The organism is Rhodoferax sp., from assembly GCF_034519335.1.
Lineage (GTDB): Bacteria > Pseudomonadota > Gammaproteobacteria > Burkholderiales > Burkholderiaceae_C > Allorhodoferax.
The window spans coordinates 1-19,463 of record NZ_JAXHOL010000038.1 but is presented as its reverse complement, the minus strand read 5'-3'; the positions used below and the strand labels follow the sequence as shown (position 1 = coordinate 19,463).

General features: G+C 59.2%; 13 protein-coding genes and 2 pseudogenes. 8 read left to right on the top strand and 7 right to left on the bottom strand.

Translation table 11 applies throughout. The features are described 5' to 3' along the window. Positions 1-1,026 precede the first annotated feature (1,026 nt). The gene (locus U5O12_RS16660; protein WP_322579725.1) at positions 1,027-1,233 is read right to left on the bottom strand and encodes a hypothetical protein; all 207 of its coding nucleotides are present in this window, start codon (positions 1,231-1,233) and stop codon (positions 1,027-1,029) included. On the opposite strand from U5O12_RS16660, the pseudogene U5O12_RS16655 reads away from it, so the two are divergent. Both U5O12_RS16655 and U5O12_RS16650 read left to right on the top strand, forming a co-directional pair. Then, positions 1,232-2,403: pseudogene (locus U5O12_RS16655) on the top strand (IS4 family transposase). The gene U5O12_RS16660 and the pseudogene U5O12_RS16655 overlap by 2 nt on opposite strands. A 248-nt stretch (positions 2,404-2,651) precedes the next feature. Next, positions 2,652-3,626 (top strand): annotated as a pseudogene (locus tag U5O12_RS16650) (IS5 family transposase). Positions 3,627-3,759: 133 nt separating this feature from the next. Here the strand turns inward: U5O12_RS16650 and U5O12_RS16645 are convergent. Both U5O12_RS16645 and U5O12_RS16640 read right to left on the bottom strand, forming a co-directional pair. Further along, the gene (locus U5O12_RS16645; RefSeq protein WP_322579724.1) at positions 3,760-4,647 is read right to left on the bottom strand and encodes a DMT family transporter; all 888 of its coding nucleotides are present in this window, start codon (positions 4,645-4,647) and stop codon (positions 3,760-3,762) included. Between the two features lie 79 nt (positions 4,648-4,726). Continuing rightward, complete coding sequence (locus tag U5O12_RS16640) at positions 4,727-5,902, bottom strand: aromatic ring-hydroxylating dioxygenase subunit alpha (RefSeq protein WP_322579723.1); 1,176 nt, start codon at positions 5,900-5,902, stop codon at positions 4,727-4,729. A gap of 188 nt (positions 5,903-6,090) precedes the next feature. On the opposite strand from U5O12_RS16640, the gene xseB reads away from it, so the two are divergent. From xseB to U5O12_RS16615, 5 genes are all read left to right on the top strand, one after another. Then, positions 6,091-6,333, top strand: a complete 243-nt coding sequence (xseB, locus tag U5O12_RS16635; protein ID WP_094479852.1) for an exodeoxyribonuclease VII small subunit — start codon at positions 6,091-6,093, stop codon at positions 6,331-6,333. Beyond that, the gene (locus U5O12_RS16630) at positions 6,333-7,286 is read left to right on the top strand and encodes a farnesyl diphosphate synthase (RefSeq protein ID WP_322579722.1); all 954 of its coding nucleotides are present in this window, start codon (positions 6,333-6,335) and stop codon (positions 7,284-7,286) included. Before xseB ends, U5O12_RS16630 begins: the two co-directional genes overlap by 1 nt. Before the next feature lie 68 nt (positions 7,287-7,354). Further along, positions 7,355-9,250 (top strand): 1-deoxy-D-xylulose-5-phosphate synthase, encoded by a 1,896-nt coding sequence (dxs, locus tag U5O12_RS16625; RefSeq protein WP_322579721.1) that lies wholly within the window; start codon positions 7,355-7,357, stop codon positions 9,248-9,250. Between the two features lie 203 nt (positions 9,251-9,453). Continuing rightward, the gene (locus tag U5O12_RS16620; protein ID WP_322579720.1) at positions 9,454-10,536 is read left to right on the top strand and encodes a TRAP transporter substrate-binding protein DctP; all 1,083 of its coding nucleotides are present in this window, start codon (positions 9,454-9,456) and stop codon (positions 10,534-10,536) included. Between the two features lie 184 nt (positions 10,537-10,720). Next, positions 10,721-11,980 (top strand): putative Na+/H+ antiporter, encoded by a 1,260-nt coding sequence (locus U5O12_RS16615; RefSeq protein WP_322579719.1) that lies wholly within the window; start codon positions 10,721-10,723, stop codon positions 11,978-11,980. A 30-nt stretch (positions 11,981-12,010) separates the two neighbouring features. Here U5O12_RS16615 and U5O12_RS16610 read toward each other — a convergent pair whose 3' ends face one another. The 4 genes from U5O12_RS16610 to U5O12_RS16595 form a co-directional block, all read right to left on the bottom strand. Next, positions 12,011-13,492: a SulP family inorganic anion transporter gene (locus U5O12_RS16610; protein ID WP_322579718.1), complete on the bottom strand. Its 1,482-nt coding sequence runs from the start codon at positions 13,490-13,492 to the stop codon at positions 12,011-12,013. A gap of 373 nt (positions 13,493-13,865) precedes the next feature. Beyond that, positions 13,866-15,128 carry a putative Na+/H+ antiporter gene (locus tag U5O12_RS16605; RefSeq protein ID WP_322579717.1) on the bottom strand — a complete coding sequence of 421 codons (1,263 nt, stop codon included), beginning with the start codon at positions 15,126-15,128 and terminating at the stop codon, positions 13,866-13,868. 92 nt (positions 15,129-15,220) lie between these two features. Then, positions 15,221-17,056, bottom strand: a complete 1,836-nt coding sequence (locus U5O12_RS16600; protein WP_322579716.1) for a TRAP transporter large permease — start codon at positions 17,054-17,056, stop codon at positions 15,221-15,223. Beyond that, complete coding sequence (locus U5O12_RS16595) at positions 17,057-17,659, bottom strand: TRAP transporter small permease subunit (RefSeq protein WP_322579715.1); 603 nt, start codon at positions 17,657-17,659, stop codon at positions 17,057-17,059. A gap of 193 nt (positions 17,660-17,852) precedes the next feature. Here U5O12_RS16595 and U5O12_RS16590 point away from each other — a divergent pair, with 193 nt between their 5' ends. Beyond that, positions 17,853-19,454, top strand: a complete 1,602-nt coding sequence (locus tag U5O12_RS16590; protein ID WP_322579714.1) for a methyl-accepting chemotaxis protein — start codon at positions 17,853-17,855, stop codon at positions 19,452-19,454. Positions 19,455-19,463 lie beyond the last annotated feature (9 nt).

Below are 19,463 nucleotides of genomic sequence, written 5' to 3'. Positions count from 1 at the left end.
CCTCATCAGTCCGCTGCACGGCCAGCAAATCGGCTACCGGGTACGCGCCACATGGCCCTGGGTGTGTATTGGCTGATGAAATGAACGTATTGTGGGTGGCGACCGTTTTGCGGCGGAAAGGGTCATTCCAAAATCGCGCCCAATTGAAGGATTCCAACGTGTAGTTGCCTCCGATACCATGGCAAAAAACCAGCAATTGCAGTGTGGATTTGTAGGACGGCTTTGGGAGGCGGAAATGGACATTCATTAGTACCATTTGCAGAACCCTCCCAACGGCCGTGGCCGTCTGTGAAAATCTTAAGACCATAACTACTAGTCCAGGGGCAAACATGGGCGCACAACGCAACATCGATGAACGAGCGAAATATGTGACAGAAGCAAAGTCTTCAGCCTTTTTAGACGCCGTGTACACGATCCGGAATTACAACAACTCGATTCGGCCATTCGCCCCAAAATTGCCACCCATAAGTGCCGAGGAAATCTTCGGGAACTTCAGTCAAGAAGAGTTTGATAGGTGCTGCAGACGCTGTGTGGATCTAGATAGGACGGCGGGGGACGTCGCTATGGCTGAGTACGGATATTCAGGTAGCACGCAGTCGGGCGAAGAGGCTTACGAGCACTTTTTGGAACTGAATTCAGATTTTTCTGAATCAAGTAGAGGCGCCGCTCTGTGGAAAGCAAGGATTGCATATCGGTAAGTTTGCGCTGACCGCTTACGAGCGCGGCGAATGTCTGCCTTCAGTCTGTAGGCGCTTCGGCTATGCGGCGAGTACGGCCTGTCATGGTCGTTATGGGAATGGGTACTATCAGCGAATCGCGAACATTTGCAGGGAGAAGGTTCAGCGCATGACACCTAAATTCAACTTCGACCAAGAGTTTGGAACATCTTCATTGAAGTGTTCGAACCCCGATTGTGGTGCGGACGTACTACACCTAGTTGAAATATCCATTGGTAGCCAAAACGTCAGCAATCAAAAGTGCACAACAGTACTGATACGTGAAGGTGTGGCAATCTTGCACGAAGAGTCACTTGGTTCGAGTGAACAATTCGGCCTCGCCGCCGTGATGCACTGCTTTATTTGCGAACATCAGTAGTGTCCGGTTTAAATGATGGCCATCGGCTTGCAAGCCAATAGCAACGCGGGTTTCAAGAGGTTCATGGCTGTCCACGATTTGAATTTCAATTGGCACATTTGCGATGCTCTCGGGTTTGAACAGCCTGGGGTGACGCATGAACGTGGGCAAGACGCTGTTTGCGCAAATCATGGAGTACGTGCCATGGAAGACGTTTGGTCGCATCATCGATCGCCACGCGGGCGATGCCGGAGTGCGAACTCTCAGTTGCGCCGACTTGTTTCGGGTGATGGCCTTTGCGCAACTGACCTGGCGCGAATCCCTGCGCGACATCGAGGTCTGTCTTGCTGCCAACCAAACCAAGCTGTTTCACATGGGCATGAAGGGCGTTCCCGCACGCTCCACGCTGTCCGATGCGCTGAACCTGCGGGATTGGCGCATCTACCACGCGCTGGCGATGCGTCTGATCCAACGTGCCAGAAGTCTCTATGCCAGAGACGCCCTGAACATCGACCTGGATGCCACGGTCTACGCGCTGGATGCGACCACGATCGACCTGTGTCTGAGTTTGTTCGACTGGGCCCCATTTCGTACCACCAAAGCGGCTGTGAAGATGCATACGCTGCTGGACCTGCGTGGCTCTATTCCCGCTTTCATTCACATCAGCGACGGCAAGATGCACGAGGTCAACGTGCTGGACATCCTGCCCATCGAAGCCGGTGCCTTTTACGTGATGGATCGGGGCTACCTGGATTTCGCTCGGCTGTACAAGATGCATCAGGCCGGAGCTTTCTTTGTCACCCGCGCCAAGCGGGGTATGGATGCGCGTCGGGTGTATTCGGCACCCACCCATCGGGATACCGGAGTGATCTGCGATCAGACCATTGCTCTGAACGGGTTCTACACCGCTCAAGACTATCCCGAGCACTTGCGCCGCATCCGATTCAAGGATCCCGAGTCCGGCAGGACCTTGGTGTTTCTGACCAACAACACCAGTCTGCCGGCGCTGACGATTGCCGCCCTGTACAAGAACCGTTGGCAGGTGGAACTGTTCTTCAAGTGGATAAAACAGCACTTGCGCATCAAGCGCTTTTTTGGGCACGAGCGAGAACGCGGTCAAGACACAAATTTGGTGCGCCGTGTCCACTTACGTGCTGATTGCCATCGTCAAGAAGGAGCTTCACTTGGATGCCTCGCTCTACACATTTCTACAGATATTGTCAGTGTCGGTTTTTGAGAAAACCCAGATTTCATGCGCCTTGCAGCCCGACACCCCCATTGCCAGAAACACCGATCAGCTCTAACCAGTTGAATTTGTTTACTTTTTAACCGGACACTACTGTGCGAACATACTTTTGAACTTCGGCTGTCTACCTGGCGCAACAAAGTCCTTATGAGTGCCGACCAAGCAAAGCCATTGCAAGTTGGCTAAGGCTACATTCGCCTGCGCTGGTTGCTGGCAATGTCTAAATTGAGCCCTTATTTGCCTGTCGATCATTTTTTGCGACTGACTGCTTTCAGTCTAAGGCAACGCTGAACAAGTCCCAGGCTGGCACGCGGCATGCATGGCTCGGTGCATGAAGCAACAGACCCTAGCCATGGCCGCAGACACCAACGCTGCATTCGAGCAATACCGCCGCCCCACCAAGCGCGACGAGTTCCTGGCGACCATGGAACACATCGTGCCATGGGCACAACTGTGCAGCGTCATAGAACCCCACTACCCCAAGGCCGGTAACGGACGCCCACCCATATGACTGGAGCGCATGCTACGCATGTACTTCGTGCAACACTGGTTCAACCTGGCCGACGCAGCGTGCGAAGACGCACTTCTGGACAGTACAGCGCTGCGCCGCTTCGTGGGTATTGACCTGGGGCGTGAACGGGTACCCGATGCCACCACCTTGCTCAAGTTTCGTCACCTGCTCGAAACCCACCAACTGGGCCAAGCCCTCTTTGCCAAGGTGGGAGAAGAACTACAAGCCAAAGGCCTCAAGGTAGGAACAGGCACTATCGTGGACGCCACCATCATCAGTGCACCGAGCTCCACCAAGAACGCGGACAAGGCACGCGACCCCGAGATGCACCAAACCAGGAAGGGCCAGCAGTGGTACTTTGGCATGAAGCTGCACATCGGTGTGGACAGCCAAACCGGACTGGCCCACAGTGCGGTGGTCACCGCCGCCAATGTGCATGACAAACACCCGCTGCCAGACTTGCTGCATGGCAAAGAGAGGCGTCTCTACGGGGATTCGGCCTACGCCAGCCAGAAGCGACTCCTGCACAGCAAAGCCCCACAAGCCCGCGACTTCACCAACCAGCGTGCGCGCTACGCTGGAATCGTTGACGAAGCGGTACGCGCCAAGAACCGCAACAAGTCACGGATTCGTGCCAAAGTCGAGCATGTCTTTGGGGTGGTCAAGCGGCTGTGGGGGTTCACCAAGGTGCGTTACCGTGGATTGCAGAAGAACGCCACACGTGCGTTCACGGCATTGGCGCTGGCCAACATCTACCTCAGCCGGCAAACCTTGATGGCACAGGAGCGCCCATGAGCCGCCAAATCGGGGCCAAGAGCCCGACAAACGGGCCTTGAGGCCCAGGAGAAGGAACAGTAGCGCGCCTATTTCGACAAAAAAAGGGGCGACAGCGTTATGACGCTAGTTGTTCAGTGCATCCCTAAAGCCCTCAATGCTCTTCCGCCGGCGTATCCGGCATCGCCCGTGCCCGCAGCACGGTGGCCAGCACGCCGCTGACCACAATCACCGCAATGCCCAGCCAGCCCATGGGGGCGATCTTGTCGCCGAATAGCAGCAGGCTGAACAGGGCGGCGAACACGATACCGGAGTACTGCATGCTGGCCACCACCAGGGTGGCGCCCTTGCGGTAGGCGCGGGTCATGCACCACTGGCCCAGCGAGGCCAGGATGCCGATGGGGACGACCCACAGCGCATCCTCCAGGCGCACCTCGGACCAAGGCGTCAGGTCGGTAAACAGCGCGCCCACCGCACCCACGATGACGGTGCCGACCGAGAAGTAAAACACCGTGCGCTCTTCGGGTTCGCCCACCTTGCCCAGCGCGGTGACTTGCATGTAGGCCAACGCAGCGCCCATGCCGGATAGCAGGCCGATGACACCGGCAAACAGCTGGTTTTGGTCAATGGTGGGGCGCAAGGTCATGACTACACCCGCAAAGCCCAGCAGCACGGTGCCCAAGAGCGGCCCTTGTTTTTGGGCGTCGCCGTAGAGCAGGGCACCGCCCACAATGAAGGCGGCCACCCACACGCCGCTCATGTAGTTGAGCGTCATAGCAGTGGCCAGGGGCAGGTGGGCGATGGCGTAAAACCAGGAGCCCAGCGACAACACGCCGATGGTGCTGCGCCACACGTGCATCATGGGCACAGGCGTGCTGAGTGTGGCGCCGCGGGCGCGCACCACGATGGCCATGAACACCATGCTGACCACGCCACGGTAGAACACCAGCTCAAAGGTGCCAAAGCTGTTGGACGCGTACTTGATGCCCACAGCCATCAGCGCAAACCAGAACGAGGCCAAAACCATCCACAAGGCTTGCATGCGTTTTTACCAGTCAAATAGGGCGTTAGCCCGTACAGATATTGCGCGAGCAGCTATTAAATCCATAGTAGCTTGAGGCTCAGGCGGTCAGGCCCGAGAGGTCTACCTTGCCGCGGTACCACTCGTGGAAGTGCTGCATGCCGTCTTCCATGGGGCTCTGGTAGGGACCGACTTCGTTGTCGCCACGGTCATACAGGGCGCGGCGGCCCGCATCCATGCGCTCGCCGATCTCGTCGTCCTCGATGCAAGTCTCCATGTAGGCGGCCTGTTGGGCTTCCACAAACTCGCGCTCGAAGGCGGCAATTTCCTCGGGGTAGTAGAACTCGACCATGTTCATGGTCTTGTTCACCCCCATGGGGAAGAGGGTGGATACGGTCAGCACATGGGGGTACCACTCCACCATGATGTGCGGGTAGTAAGTGAGCCAGATGGCGCCGTACTGCGGTGGCACGTTGTTGCGGTAGCCCAGCAGGGCCTTGTGCCAGCGCTCGTAGGTGGGGCTGCCGGCCTTGCCCAGGCGGTTGGCCACACCCACGGTTTGCACCGAGTAGTTGTCCTTGAATTCCCAGCGCAGGTCATCACAGGTCACAAACTGGCCCAGGCCAGGGTGGAAGGGGCCGACGTGGTAGTCCTCCAGATAGACCTCGATAAAGGTCTTCCAGTTGTAGTTGCACTCGTGCATCTCCACCTTGTCGCGCACATAGCCCTCAAAGCTCAGGTCGGCGCGCGGGCCCATGTTGGCCAGCTGGGCGGCCACGTCCACGCCGCCGTTGGCACGGTGGTCTTCAAAGAGCAGGCCGTTCCATTCCTGCAGCTTGTAGTTGTTGAGGTTGAGGCAGGGGTCGTGGGCAAAGTGGGGCGCGCCTATCAGCGTGCCACTCTGGCTGCCGTTGTGCCCGGCATGCGCACCACTGTAGGTCCAGCGGTGCAGGGGGCAGACGATGTTGCCGCTTTGCACCTGGCTGCCGTTGTGCGTGAGCGAGCCGCTGCCCTTGAGCATGACGGCCTGGCGGTGGCGGCAGACGTTGGAGATGAGTTCAATGCCGCCGGCATTGCGCACCAGTGCGCGCCCCTCGTTTTCTTGGGGTAGGGCGTAGTAGTCCCCCACGTTGGGGACGCTCAAAGAGTGCCCCACATAGCGGGGCCCTTGCTGGAAGATACTTTGCATTTCAAGCGCGTAGAGCGCCGGGTCAAAGTAGCTCGAAACTGGTAGTTGGCTATTCGCCTGCTGCAGTTGAAGACTTAAATCAGACATGGGTGACCTGACCTAAAGACTCCCCACAGGGGGATGCACCAAAGTGCGCGGTAAATGGGAGCCGTCCATCCCAGAAGCGGGAGGCCGGAAGCGGGACGGGAGATTGTACCTGCTTGGGGGCATCTGCCTAGGTCGGAGCACCGGTGCTTGGGCCTAAAATCGCGGTTTGCTTTTTGAACACCCTTCCCATGCCCAAGGCCAGCGCTCCGTCCCCCAGCACACCCCCCATGCCCGCCACCTACGAAGCGGCCATGCAGGAGCTTGAAGGCCTGGTGGGCCGCCTGGAGTCCGGCGACTTGCCCTTGGACCAGTTACTGGGCGGTTACCAACGCGGTGCGGCCCTGTTGCAGTTTTGCCGCGAGCAGCTGCAGGCGGTGGAAGAACAAATCAAGGTGCTGGACGACGGCGCCCTCAAACCCTGGAAAGCCTGATGCACGCCGTTGTTGCCCCCCAAGCTCTGGCTCCTTTTGATTTGGACAGCTGGAGCCGTGAACGCCTGAACCAGGTCGAGCGCGCCCTGGAAAGCTGGATCACTGCTGATGCGCCCCAGGGTGTTGACCACGGTGCGCCCGCCGCGCTGGTAGAGGCCATGCGCTACTCCGTGCTGGACGGTGGCAAGCGCCTGCGCCCGTTGCTGGTGCTGGCGGCGCATGAGGCCGTTGCCGCGGAGGGCCACGGCTGCCCCGCCGCTGCGCTGCGCGCGGCCTGCGCGGTGGAACTGATCCACGCCTATTCACTGGTGCACGACGACATGCCCTGCATGGACAACGACGTGCTGCGCCGGGGCAAGCCCACGGTGCATGTGCAGTTTGGCGAGGCCAGCGCCCTGTTGGCGGGTGATGCGCTGCAGGCCCTGGCCTTTGAGTTTTTGACGCCGCAGGACGATTCGGTGCCCTGCACCACACAGGCCAAACTCTGCGGCCTGCTGGCGCGTGCGGCGGGCAGTTCCGGCATGGCCGGTGGCCAGGCGATTGACCTGGCCAGTGTGGGCCTGCCGCTGACAGAGAACCAGCTGCGCGAGATGCACCAGCTCAAGACCGGCGCGCTGCTGCAAGGCAGCGTGCTGATGGGGGCGCACTGCGCAAGCCCCTCGGCCCAGGCGCTCAAGGGCCTGGAGGCGTATGGTGCGGCCATTGGCCTGGCCTTCCAGGTGGTGGATGACATTCTGGATGTGACGGCTGATTCGGCCACGCTGGGCAAGACCGCCGGCAAAGACGCCGACAACGACAAGCCCACCTATGTGTCGCTGATGGGCTTGGAAGCAAGCCAGGCCTACGCCACACAGCTGCTGCAGCAGGCGCTGGATGCGCTGCGGGCCAGTGGCCTGGCCGACACCCGCGCCCTGCAGGCCTTGGCCGGTATGGTAGTGCACCGCGCCAGCTAGACTTTTAGAGTCAAATAGGCCTCTAGCTCCCGAATAATATGCGCAAGCAGCTACTAAAAAGATAGCAAATGCCCTCTACCAATCTGCCTCCATCGCCCTTGCTGCCCACCATCGACGACCCCGCGGCGCTGCGCCAGCTGCCCCGTGCCCAGCTGCGTACGCTGGCCGATGAGCTGCGCACCTACCTGCTCAACAGCGTGGCCAAGACCGGTGGGCACCTGAGCTCCAACCTGGGCACGGTGGAGCTGACCGTGGCGCTGCACTATGTCTTCAACACGCCCGAAGACCGTGTGGTCTGGGACGTGGGCCACCAAACTTATCCGCACAAAATTTTGACCGGGCGGCGCGACCGCATGCACAGCCTGCGCCAGTTCGGCGGTCTGTCCGGCTTTCCGCGCCGTGACGAAAGTGAATACGACACCTTTGGCACCGCGCACTCCAGCACCTCCATCTCGGCCGCGCTGGGCATGGCACTGGCCGCGCGCATCAAAGGTGAAGACCGCTACTCGGTGGCGGTGATTGGTGATGGTGCGATGACGGCCGGCATGGCTTTTGAGGCGCTGAACAACGCCGGTGTGGAAGACTGCAAGCTGCTGGTCATCCTCAACGACAACGACATGTCCATCAGCCCGCCCGTTGGCGCGCTGAACCGCTATCTGGCGCAGCTGATGAGCGGCCAGTTTTATGCCGCCGCCAAGAACGTGGGCAAGACCGTGCTCAAGGGCGCGCCCCCCCTGTTTGCATTGGCCAAACGCATAGAAGAACAGGCCAAGGGCATGGTGGTGCCAGCCACACTGTTTGAGAAATTCGGCTTCAACTACATCGGCCCCATTGACGGCCATGACCTCGATTCGCTGATTCCCACGCTGGAGAACATCAAGCATTTGAAGGGCCCGCAGTTTCTGCACGTGGTCACCAAAAAAGGCCAGGGTTACCAGTTGGCCGAAGCCGACCCCGTGGCCTACCACGGCCCCGGCAAGTTCGACCCGGCGGTGGGGCTGGTCAAGTCCACCGCGCCTGCCAAGCAAACCTTCACCCAGGTGTTTGGCCAGTGGCTGTGCGACATGGCTGCGGCCGATCCGCGCCTGGTGGGCATTACGCCGGCCATGCGCGAAGGCTCGGGCATGGTGGAGTTTGAAAAACGCTTTCCTGCCCGTTACTTTGATGTGGGCATTGCCGAGCAACACGCGGTGACCTTTGCCGGTGGCCTGGCCTGCGAAGGGCTCAAGCCTGTGGTGGCGATCTACTCCACCTTCTTGCAGCGCGCCTATGACCAGTTGATCCACGACGTAGCCTTGCAAAACCTGCCCGTGGTGTTTGCGCTGGACCGCGCTGGCCTCGTTGGGGCCGACGGTGCTACACACGCAGGTGCCTATGACATTCCCTTTCTGCGCTGCATTCCCAACGTCAGCATCGCCTGTCCTGCTGACGAGAACGAATGCCGCCAGTTGCTGAGCACTGCGTTTGCGCAGAACCACCCGGTGGCCGTGCGCTATCCGCGCGGCAGTGGTGCCGGTGTGGCGGTACAGAGCAGCCTGGAAGGCCTGCCTTTTGGCAAGGGCGAGATCCGACGCCAGGGGCAGGGTATTGCCATCCTCGCCTTCGGCACGCTGCTGCAGCCTGCGCTGGTGGCGGCAGAGGCACTGGGCGCCACGGTGGTGAACATGCGCTGGGCCAAGCCGCTGGACACCGAGCTGCTGCTGCAAGTGGCGCGCAGCCACCAGGCGCTGGTGACGGTGGAAGAGGGTTCCACCATGGGCGGCGCGGGCAGTGCGGTGCTGGAAGCTTTGCAGGCTGCCAGTCTGGAGTTGCCGGTGTTGCAGCTGGGCTTGGCCGATGTGTTCACTGAGCACGGTGACCCTGCGCATTTGCTGCAACTGCAGGGCCTGGATGCACAAGGTATTCAGGCCTCCATCACGCAGCGTTTTGGTGCATTGTTGGTGCCCGCTGCGCGCGCTGCGTAAGCCACAAGTCAGTTAAAAGCCGGCGCGTCACGCGCTGGCTTGCAGAATCCTGAATGCCTCTGCATTGCGGGCGGCTGTTGAGGGAAAACCCCCACGAACGGGGTGCACCGCGTTCCTACAATCGCGCTTGACTATTGCAGTCCTTGCGCCCTGGAACAACTGGGTCGCAAGATGGTTACAACACAATTACCGGAGTACACCGAATGGATCGTCGTTCAATTATCAAAAACGCTGGTATCGCTGGCGTGCTGGCCGCAGGTGCGGCACCCGCTGTCCATGCGCAGGCCGCCGCTATCCGCTGGCGTCTGGCTTCCAGCTTCCCCAAGGCGCTGGACACCATCTTTGGTGCTGCTGATACCTTCGCCAAGAAGGTTGGCGAAATGTCCGGTGGCAAGTTCACCATCACCACCCACGCTGGCGGCGAACTGATGCCCGCATTCGGTGTGGTGGACGGCGTGCAGAACGGTACCGTGGAAATGGCCCACACCGCGCCCTACTACTTCTTCGGCAAGGACGAAACCTTTGCTTTGGGTTGTGCCATTCCTTTTGGCCTGAACAGCCGCCAGATGACTGCATGGATGTACGAAGGCAACGGCGGCAAGCTGATGCGTGAGTTCTATGCCAAGTACAACATCGTGAACTTCCCCATGGGCAACACCGGTGCCCAGATGGGCGGCTGGTACCGCAAGGAAATCAAGTCTGCCAAAGACATCAAGGGCCTGAAATTCCGCGTGGGCGGCTTTGCTGGCAAGGTCATCGAGCGCATGGGTGGTGTGCCCCAGAATATTCCTGGCGGCGAAATCTACACCGCCCTGGAAAAAGGCACCATCGACGCTGCCGAATGGGTGGGCCCGTACGATGACCAGAAACTGGGTTTCGGCAAGGTGGCTCCCTTCTACTACTACCCCGGCTGGTGGGAAGGCGGTCCCCAGTTGGACCTGTTCGTGAACGACAAGGCTTACGCCGGTCTGTCCGCAGAAAACAAGGCCATTGTGGAAGCGGCTGCAGCCTACGCTCATACCGAAATGCAAGCCAAGTACGACGCCAAGAACCCTGCTGCCCTCAAGCAGTTGGTCGGCGCCAAGGTCAAGGTTTTGCCTTTCCCCAAGGACGTGTTGGACCTGGCGTTCAAAGAGTCCATGGCTCTGTATTCCGAGATCAGCGCCAAGAACGAAAACTGGAAGAAGGTCTACACCGACTACGCCAACTTCCGCAAAGACCAGAACCTGTGGTTCCGCTTCACTGAAGCGCGTTTCGACAGCTTCATGCAAGCGCAAAAGCTGTAATTAGCTACTGCGTTTTGCCAACAAAAAGGCCCTGCATTGCAGGGCCTTTTTCATTTTGGGTCTTAGGGAAAGCAGGCTGGGTGAGACTGGGTTTCCACCCTACAATCCGTGCAAGGGTGTCGCAGCATGGGGCTGAAGGGCAGGAGTAGCGAAGGTCGGGCCGCCTCGCGATTTAGCTACGCTTATGAACTCTCCCACACTCATTCAAATTGTCGGCGCGACCCTGTTCGGGTTGGCCGTTCTCCATACGTTTTCCACCAAGTTTTTTGAGCATCTGGCGCACACACAACCGCGCCATGCAGGCATCTGGCATTTGCTGGGTGAAGTGGAAGTGGTCTTTGGCTTCTGGGCCTTGGTCCTTGTCTTGTTCATGTTCAGCATCAATGGCAAGACCGAGGCAACGGCCTACCTCGAATCCAGAAACTTTACCGAACCCATGTTCGTATTCGCCATCATGGTGATTGCGGGAACACGGCCCATTCTCCAGTTTGCTGACACTCTGGTGCGTGCCATCGCGCGCTACCTGCCGCTGCAGCGAGGTATGGCCCTGTACTTTTTGGTACTCGCCTTTGTGCCATTGCTGGGGTCATTCATCACGGAACCTGCTGCCATGACGTTGGCGGCGCTGATCTTGCGGGACACGTTGTTTTCGCGCGAGGTCTCTACCAGGCTCAAGTACGTCACTATCGGTGTGCTGTTCGTGAATATCTCCATTGGAGGAACGCTGACCCCCTTTGCCGCACCACCGGTGCTGATGGTGGCTGCAAAGTGGAACTGGGACATGTGGTTCATGATTTCCACATTCGGTTGGAAGGCCGCGATTGCTGTTTTGATCAATGCAGGGGCCGCCATGCTGATCTTCCGCAAAGAGCTGGGTCACATGGCTGCCAAACCAGCCGGGCAGGGTGCGGCTGTGCCTTTTTCTGTGGTGCTGGTGCACCTCGTCTTCCTGGTGCTGGTGGTGGTGTTTGCGCACCACCCAGTGCTGTTCATGGGCCTGTTTCTGTTTTTCATGGGGTTTGCCACCGCCTACCAGCGCCACCAAAATCCGTTGATTCTGCGCGAGGCCTTGTTGGTGGCGTTCTTTTTGGCAGGGCTGGTGGTGTTGGGCGGGTTGCAGCAATGGTGGCTGGAGCCTGTGCTGATGCGCATGGACGCCAACGCGGTTTTCTTTGGGGCTACAGCGCTGACGGCTATCACCGACAACGCGGCACTGACCTACTTGGGGTCGCTGGTGGAGGGCTTGAGTCTGGAATTCAAGACCGCACTCGTGGCTGGCGCGGTGACGGGGGGCGGGCTGACACTGATCGCCAACGCCCCCAACCCTGCAGGTGCTGCCATCCTCAAAGAAAAATTTGCGGACAACGCCATCCATCCATTGGGCTTGTTGGCAGGTGCTTTGCCGCCAACGTTGGTGGCGATTTTGGCTTTCAAGTTGTTGTAACGGAAGGTGGTAGGAGGCACCTAGTCTTGGTCAATGCCCCATCAAAATCTGGTCAGCTTCTTCTTTATCGTGCACTCCAAATTTGTCCACCAGAGTTGCGCTGGCTTCGTTGAGCCCGAGCACCTCCACCAAAGCACCTTTGCGGCGGAATTTCAGCACCACTTTGTCTAGGGCGCTGACCGCCGTGATGTCCCAGAAGTGCGCATGGGTGAGATCGATGCGCACCTTGGCGTGTGAAGTGCCGAAATCAAAGGCATCCAAGAAGCGGTCTGCGGAGGCAAAGAACACCTGGCCAAAGATTTCATAGGTTCGTGTTGCGCCGTTGTCTTCGGTCTTGGTGTGGATGAGCAGAATCTGCCCGATTTTGTGGGCAAAGAAAAAGCCTGACAGCAACACCCCTGTGAGCACGCCACGCGCCAGGTCGTGGGTGTACACCGTCACGGCGACGGTGGCCAGCATCACCACACTGGAGCTTTTGGGGTGGTCCCGCAGATTTTTGAAAGATCCCCAGTTGAAGGTGCCAATAGACACCATGATCATGACTGCCACCAGTGCAGCCATGGGAATCTGTTTTACCCAGTCGCCCAGAAACACCACCAAGATCAGCAGTACTACGCCGGCCACCAATGTGGACAAACGCCCCCGTCCGCCGGATTTGACGTTGATGACCGACTGACCAATCATGGCGCAACCGGCCATGCCCCCGATGAAGCCAGTGGCGATGTTTGCCACGCCCTGACCCACGCATTCTCGGTTTTTGTTGCTCTTGGTGTCGGTCATGTCATCCACGATCGTGGCAGTCATCAACGACTCCAGCAGTCCAACGACCATCAGCGTGGCCGAGTAGGGCAGGATGATGCCCAACGTTTGCCAATTCAGTGGTACATCGGGCATCAGAAATGCAGGCAAGCTGTTGGGCAACTCGCCCATATCGCCCACGGTTCTAATGTTCAAGCCCCAATAGACTGAGACGCCTGTCAGCACAACAATGGTGATCAGGGGAGAAGGCACGGCCTTGGTGAGGTAGGGCAAGCCATAGATGATTGCGAGGCCCGCAGCGGTCATGGCATACACCTGCCAGCCTACATTCGTGAGCTCCGGCAACTGGGCCATGAAGATCAGGATGGCCAGTGCATTGACAAAACCGGTGACGACTGAGCGAGACACAAAGCGCATCAACGCCCCCAGTTTGACCCAGCCTGCGACGATCTGCAGCACACCGGTCAGCACCGTAGTGGCCAACAGGTATTGCAAGCCATGGTCTTTGACCAAAGAAGCAATCACCAGCGCCATGGCCCCGGTAGCCGCAGAGATCATGCCCGGCCTGCCACCCGCAAACGCGATGATCGTGGCGATAGAAAACGAGGCGTACAGGCCCACTTTGGGATCTACCCCGGCAATGATGGAAAAGGCGATGGCCTCAGGGATCAGCGCCAGCGCGACCACCAGACCAGCGAGCACATCGCCTCGGACGTTGAAAAACCACGTCTGTTTGAGAGATTGAAATGACATAAACAAAAATGCCACCGGCCGCGGTGACCATAAGGTAAGAAGAGGGAGTGCCCCAATTCAGCAAGTCGTGAGTTGGGCAGATGCGTCAAGGGTTGACGCTAGGCGTCTAGGCGTGCACAGCGTCAGGGTGGCGTCACTGAGCAAAAGTACCCACGCGGCAAGCCCGCTCCCCGGAAATCAACCGGTGTGGTATGACGAGCGCCTGTATACGGGGGCATGCTAGGTGTTCTACGAAAAAAAGGGGAGCCCCGCAGGGCTCCCAATCTCACTGGTTCCGGAAATTGTGTTGATTGCTCAGCACAAGCACATTGTATTCGTACAAATGTAAATTTTGCTTGCGGTAAACCCTGACTGTTCTTTGCGAGTTTAAAGGCTACAACAGCCGAAACGCCACCACAGCCGCCAAAGTGGGCGGCAACGCGGCAATGAACAGACCCAAGGGGTGGATAGTTTCGTCTTCAAAGTTGTTGCGCAGGATGGCAAAGCCTGCGGGGTTGGGGGCGTTGGCAATCACGGTCAGGCCACCACCCGTGACGGCACCGGCCACCAGCGCGTACTTGAATTCGTCGCTCAGGCCTTCTACCAGTGAGCCCAAGTAGGTGAGTGCGGCGTTGTCGGTCACCGCAGTCAGTGCGGTGGCTCCGTAATAGACGGTGGAGGAATCCATGCCGCGCAGCAAAGGCTCCAGCCACCATTGCTGCTGCCCGCCCAGCACCACCAGGCCCGCCAGGAAAAATGCGACCAGCAAGCCTTCGCGCAAGAGCAAACGGCTGTCCTGGTACTTGGGGTAAGCCTGGGCAAAACCAATAAAGAACAGGAACAGGCCCAGGAAGGCGGCAGGATGGTGGGCAAAGGTTACCACACCAGCCAAGAACAGCACGTGTACCAGCAACACACCAAAAGGAATTTCTACATCATTCGATTTGGAGGCTTTAGGCAGATGGGCCAACTGGCGCTTAAATAGCATAGTAGCCACCAGCGCGTTGAAGAACACGGCAATGGCGGCCTTCCAGCCGAAATGGGTGAGCATGTACCAGCTGTCCCAGTTCCATTTGGCTGCCACCATCAAAACAGGTGGCGCTGCAAAAGAGGTGAGCGTGCCGCCAATCGAGACGTTGACGAACAACACACCCAAGGTGGCGTATTTCAGTTTGGTGGACAGGCCTGCGCCGAAAATGCGTTCGCGCAACATCATGGCGGCCAAGGTCATGGCTGCCGGTTCGGTGATGAACGATCCCAGTAAAGGGATGAACGAAAGCGCCACGAAGTAAAAGGCCATGCCCCCCTTTAGTGGAACCAGGCTGGCAATGGCACTACCCCCTTTTTTGGCCATATGCAGCACGGCGCGGCTGCCAGCGATCACCACAATGGCGAAGACGAACAGTGGTTCGGTGAAGTTGCGGCTGTCCAGGTAGTGCGCGGCCTCTTGGGTGCCGGTCAGGCCCAGCATGGCAAACATCAGCACCATGGCCCAAAAGCCGAACACCACCTCCACCTCGCCCAGCAGGTGCCAGAGCCCCGCATGGTTGGGCCGGGTGTGGGCCAAGTGTTCAAAAAATTTGGTGGAAAAGGTATGCAGCACCGCCAATGCAAAGATGGCTGCGCCGGTGATTTGGATGGTGGTTGGATCAGTCATGGCGTTCCGTACGGGCGTAGAGACCAGAAGAATTGAAAAAGGACCGCTTCAGAGTCACACTGAGAACGGTCCTTGCGCTGGGTATCGGGAAGTTAGGGCTTCTTGGCGGCGTCCTTGGCCGCTTCTTCCATCATGGCCTTCATGGGGTCATCTTCCTTGCCAGCTTCGGCTGCAGGGTCGGGCATCTCGCCTTCCTTGGCCGCGCCCTCCATGCCTGCGGTGGGGTCCGCAGGTTCACCGGCCTCTGGGGCGCCCGGCATGTCCAGTTGTTCCATGATTTGCTCGGAGCTCAGGGTTTCGACCTTTTCGATGCCGCCCGTCACCAAGACCGGGAAGGCAATCACAGCCACCACCATGATCACTTGCAAGATGATGAAGGCAATCGAGCCTTTGTAGATCTCTGTGGTTTTGACCGACGGAATCAGCTTGCCGGTGACACGGTCCTTGTAGTCAAACTTGGCCGCCACGCTGCGCAGGTAGAACAGGGCGAAACCGAATGGCGGCGTCAGGAAGGAGGTCTGCAGGTTCATGGCGATGATCACGCCAAACCAGATCATGGCCTGGTCGGGTGTCATGCCAGGCACCAGGCCGGGCAAGATCTTCTCGGCCACCGGGGCCAACAAGGGGATCACGATGAAGGCGATCTCAAAGAAGTCGATGAAGCAGCCCAAGATGAACACCAGGATGTTCACCACCACCATAAAGCCCCAGGCGCCGCCCGGAATCTTGTCAAACAGGTGTTCCACCCAGATGTGACCGTCGGCCGCATTGAAGGTAAAGCTGAACACGGTGGAGCCAATCAGGATGAACAGCACAAATGCGGCCAACTTGGCGGTGTTGTCCAGCGCCTGCTTCATCAGGGGCATGCTCAAACGGCGTTTGCCCATGGCCAAAATCAAGGCGCCCAGTGCACCCATGGCGCCGCCTTCGGTGGGTGTTGCCACACCCAGGAAAATGGTGCCCAGCACCAGGAAGATCAGGATCAGCGGTGGCATCAGCACAAAGGTGACTTGCTCGGCCAGCTTGGACAGCAGGCCCATCTTGGTCACGCGGTTGATGATGGCCAGTGCCAAGCCGGTCAGCGAGGCCAGCGTCAGGGACAAGATCACGATCTCGTCGCCAGCGGAAGGCGTTGCGCGCTCCAGCCATTGGGTCATCAGGCCGTTGTGCACGCGGGACCAGGCAAAGCCCACTGCGGCACAGATCAACACCAGCACCAGCAACGACTTGTGGCCAGAGGCACCGTTGTCTTCTTTGTAGAGCAAGGCTTCGGGGGGCAGTGCTGGCACCATGGCGGGTTTGAAGATGGCCACTGCCACAATGAATGCGACATAGAGACCCACCAGCAACAGGCCGGGAATCAGTGCGCCGGAATACATGTCGCCCACAGAGCGGCCCAGTTGGTCGGCCAGCACAATCAGTACCAGCGAGGGCGGAATGGCTTGCGCCAGTGTGCCCGAGGCCGTGATGGTGCCCGTAGCAATGGTGCGGCTGTAACCGTAGCGCAGCATCACGGGCAGGGAGATCAGACCCATTGAGATGACTGCAGCAGCCACCACACCGGTCGTGGCAGCCAAGAGCGCGCCCACCAGAATTACGGCAATCGCCACACCACCGCGTACGGGACCAAACACCTGGCCCACGGTCTCCAGCAGGTCTTCGGCCATGCCGGAGCGTTCCAGAATAATCCCCATGAAGGTGAAGAACGGTATCGCTAGCAGCGTGTCGTTCTGCATGATGCCGAAAATGCGTAGCGGCAGCGCTTGGAACATGGCAGCCGGGAAGATACCGGCTTCAATGCCCACAAAACCCAGAGCCAGGCCGGTGGCGGCCAAGCCGAATGCGACCGGGAAGCCGGTCAACAGCAGCACAAACAGTGCAATGAACATGAGCGGCACAAACTGTTGTGCCAAGAGGGTGGTTTGCATTTATTTGTCTCCAGCCAGCAGCTTGGCGGTTTGGGCTTCGAGCTCTTCGAGCTTCTTTTGGTCGTCAGATTTCGCGTCTTCACTGCTCAGCACATCGGGGCCATTGCCGGTCAGGAAGGCCAGGCGTTTGATCAGCTCGGACACACCTTGCAGCATCAGCAGCGCAAAGCCGAGGGGGATCAGTGCATACGCGGGCCAGCGGATCAGGCCTCCGGCGTTTTGCGACATTTCACCGCTCTGCAGGGCCTGCATGAAAAAGGGCCAGCCCAAGGAGATGCTGATCACGCAAAACGGGAACAACACGAGCAAGATGCCCACCACGTCCACCCAGTTGCGGGTGCGGTCGCTGAGCTTGGTGGAGATGAAGTCGATGCGCACATGCGAGTTCCTCAGCAAACCATAACCCGCGCCCAACATGAACACCGCGGCAAACAAATACCACTGGATTTCCAGCAAGCCGTTGGAGCTGTTGTTGAAGAACTTGCGAACCAGCGCATTGCCTGCGCTGATCAGGGTGGTGGCCAGAATTAGCCACATGGTGAATTTACCGACCCAGGTACTGATCGTGTCGATCAGTCGGGACAGTGAGAGCAAGGGTGTCATGGCGTCTCCGTTTGTAGTTTTTGGGAATGTGGCGGGGCGTCCGGCACCCGTCCAACTTTGAACCCACGGAGTCTAAGGCTTATGCTGGTTTGCGCGGCTGAACAAACCCTGACGGGGTGGTGCTCAGAAGGGGGCGTGTCACCGCGCTGTCACGGAGTGTTTGCAGTATGGAGCTCTTGAATAAGGGTAAACCATGACTTGGCTTGCGCGTTTGCGGATCCGATCCCGTTTGATGGTGCTATTGGTGTTCTCAGTGCTGGCCTTGGCCGCAGTGGGTGGCTTTGCGGCGTGGACCATAGACCGGGAGGCTACGCGCGCAACCCACTTTATCGATTCGGAATTTGAATCCTTGCAAGTCTTGGGCGCAGTACGCACCCACTGGGGGGATGCACGCCGCTACGAAAAAGATGTCTTGCTGACCATGGGGGATGAAGCAGCTACGGAGCGCTACAGCCATCTATGGAGGCGGTCTCTGGCTGCCACATTGCAATCTCTGGCGCGGGTGGAAACCTTGGCCCAGGATGCAGATGCCGCGGCGCTGGGCGATATGGCGCGGCGCCTGCGCGTGTACGAGGCCGGGTTCAAAGACATTCTGGGCAAGCTGGCGCGTGGTGAGCTGCACGACCCTTGGGCAGCCAACGCGGCCATGGCGCCTTTGGCGGCAGACATGCAGGCTGCAGAGCAGGCATTGGTGGCGGTGTCCCAGTCGATTGCCACGCGTGCAGGAGAGCGCCGTGCCGCGCTGACCCGCACGGGCGGCCAGGCACCCTGGGTGGTGCTGGTGGCAACTGCCTTGGTGGCTGCGTTGGCCACGCTGTTGGTGTTGGCCATCGTGCGGTCCATCTTGCACCCCATGCAGTCGCTCCAGGCAACGGCCAAGGCCTGGGGGCAAGGGGATTTGACGGTTACCGTGCAGGCCCAAGGGCGGGATGAGATAGCCCAAGTGCAGCAGGATCTGGGGCGCATGCACGCAGCGCTGAGCCAACTGGTGTGGCAGGTACGCGCCGGGGTGGAGGTGGTGGGAGACAACACCGCCGAGATTGCCACGGCCAACGGCGAGTTGTCCGAACGCACCGAGCGCGCTGCGGCAGCCTTGCAGCGCACGGTGGCTTCGATTGAACAACTTGCCTTGGCCGCGCGCCACACCGCAGAGTCGGCCACCGACGCGGTGGGCTCGGCCAATGCGGCCCAGCAGCTGGCACAACGGGGCGGGGCGGTGGTGAACCAGGTGGAGCACACCATGCAAGACATCAACGACGCTTCCCGCAAAATCGCAGACATCATTGCGGTGATTGACGGCATTGCTTTTCAGACGAATATTTTGGCGCTCAATGCCGCCGTGGAAGCTGCCCGCGCGGGTGAGCAGGGGCGGGGGTTTGCAGTCGTGGCCAGCGAGGTGCGCTCATTGGCCGGGCGTTCGGCCCAGGCGGCGCGCGAGATCAAGGCCATCATCCATGCCTCGGTCGAAAAAATTGACCAGGGTTCGGCGTTGGCGGCGCAGGCGGGCCAGACCATGCGCGAGATGGTGGCGGGTGTGGGTCAGGTGGCTGCAGGGATTCAGGGTATTCGCGCGGCTGCGCAAGAGCAACTGCAAGGCATTGGCGCCATCAACAGCGCGATGGGGGGCATTGACCAGGCGACACAGCAGAACGCCGCCATGGTGGAGGAGTCTGCCGCCGGAGCCATGAGCCTGGCGCAAGAAACCCAGCAGCTGCGTACCGCTGTTCGCGTATTTCAGTTGGACGCACCGCCACTCAGTTTGATGCCAAATAGGCCTCTGGCGCTTATGAATTAAGCGCGAGCA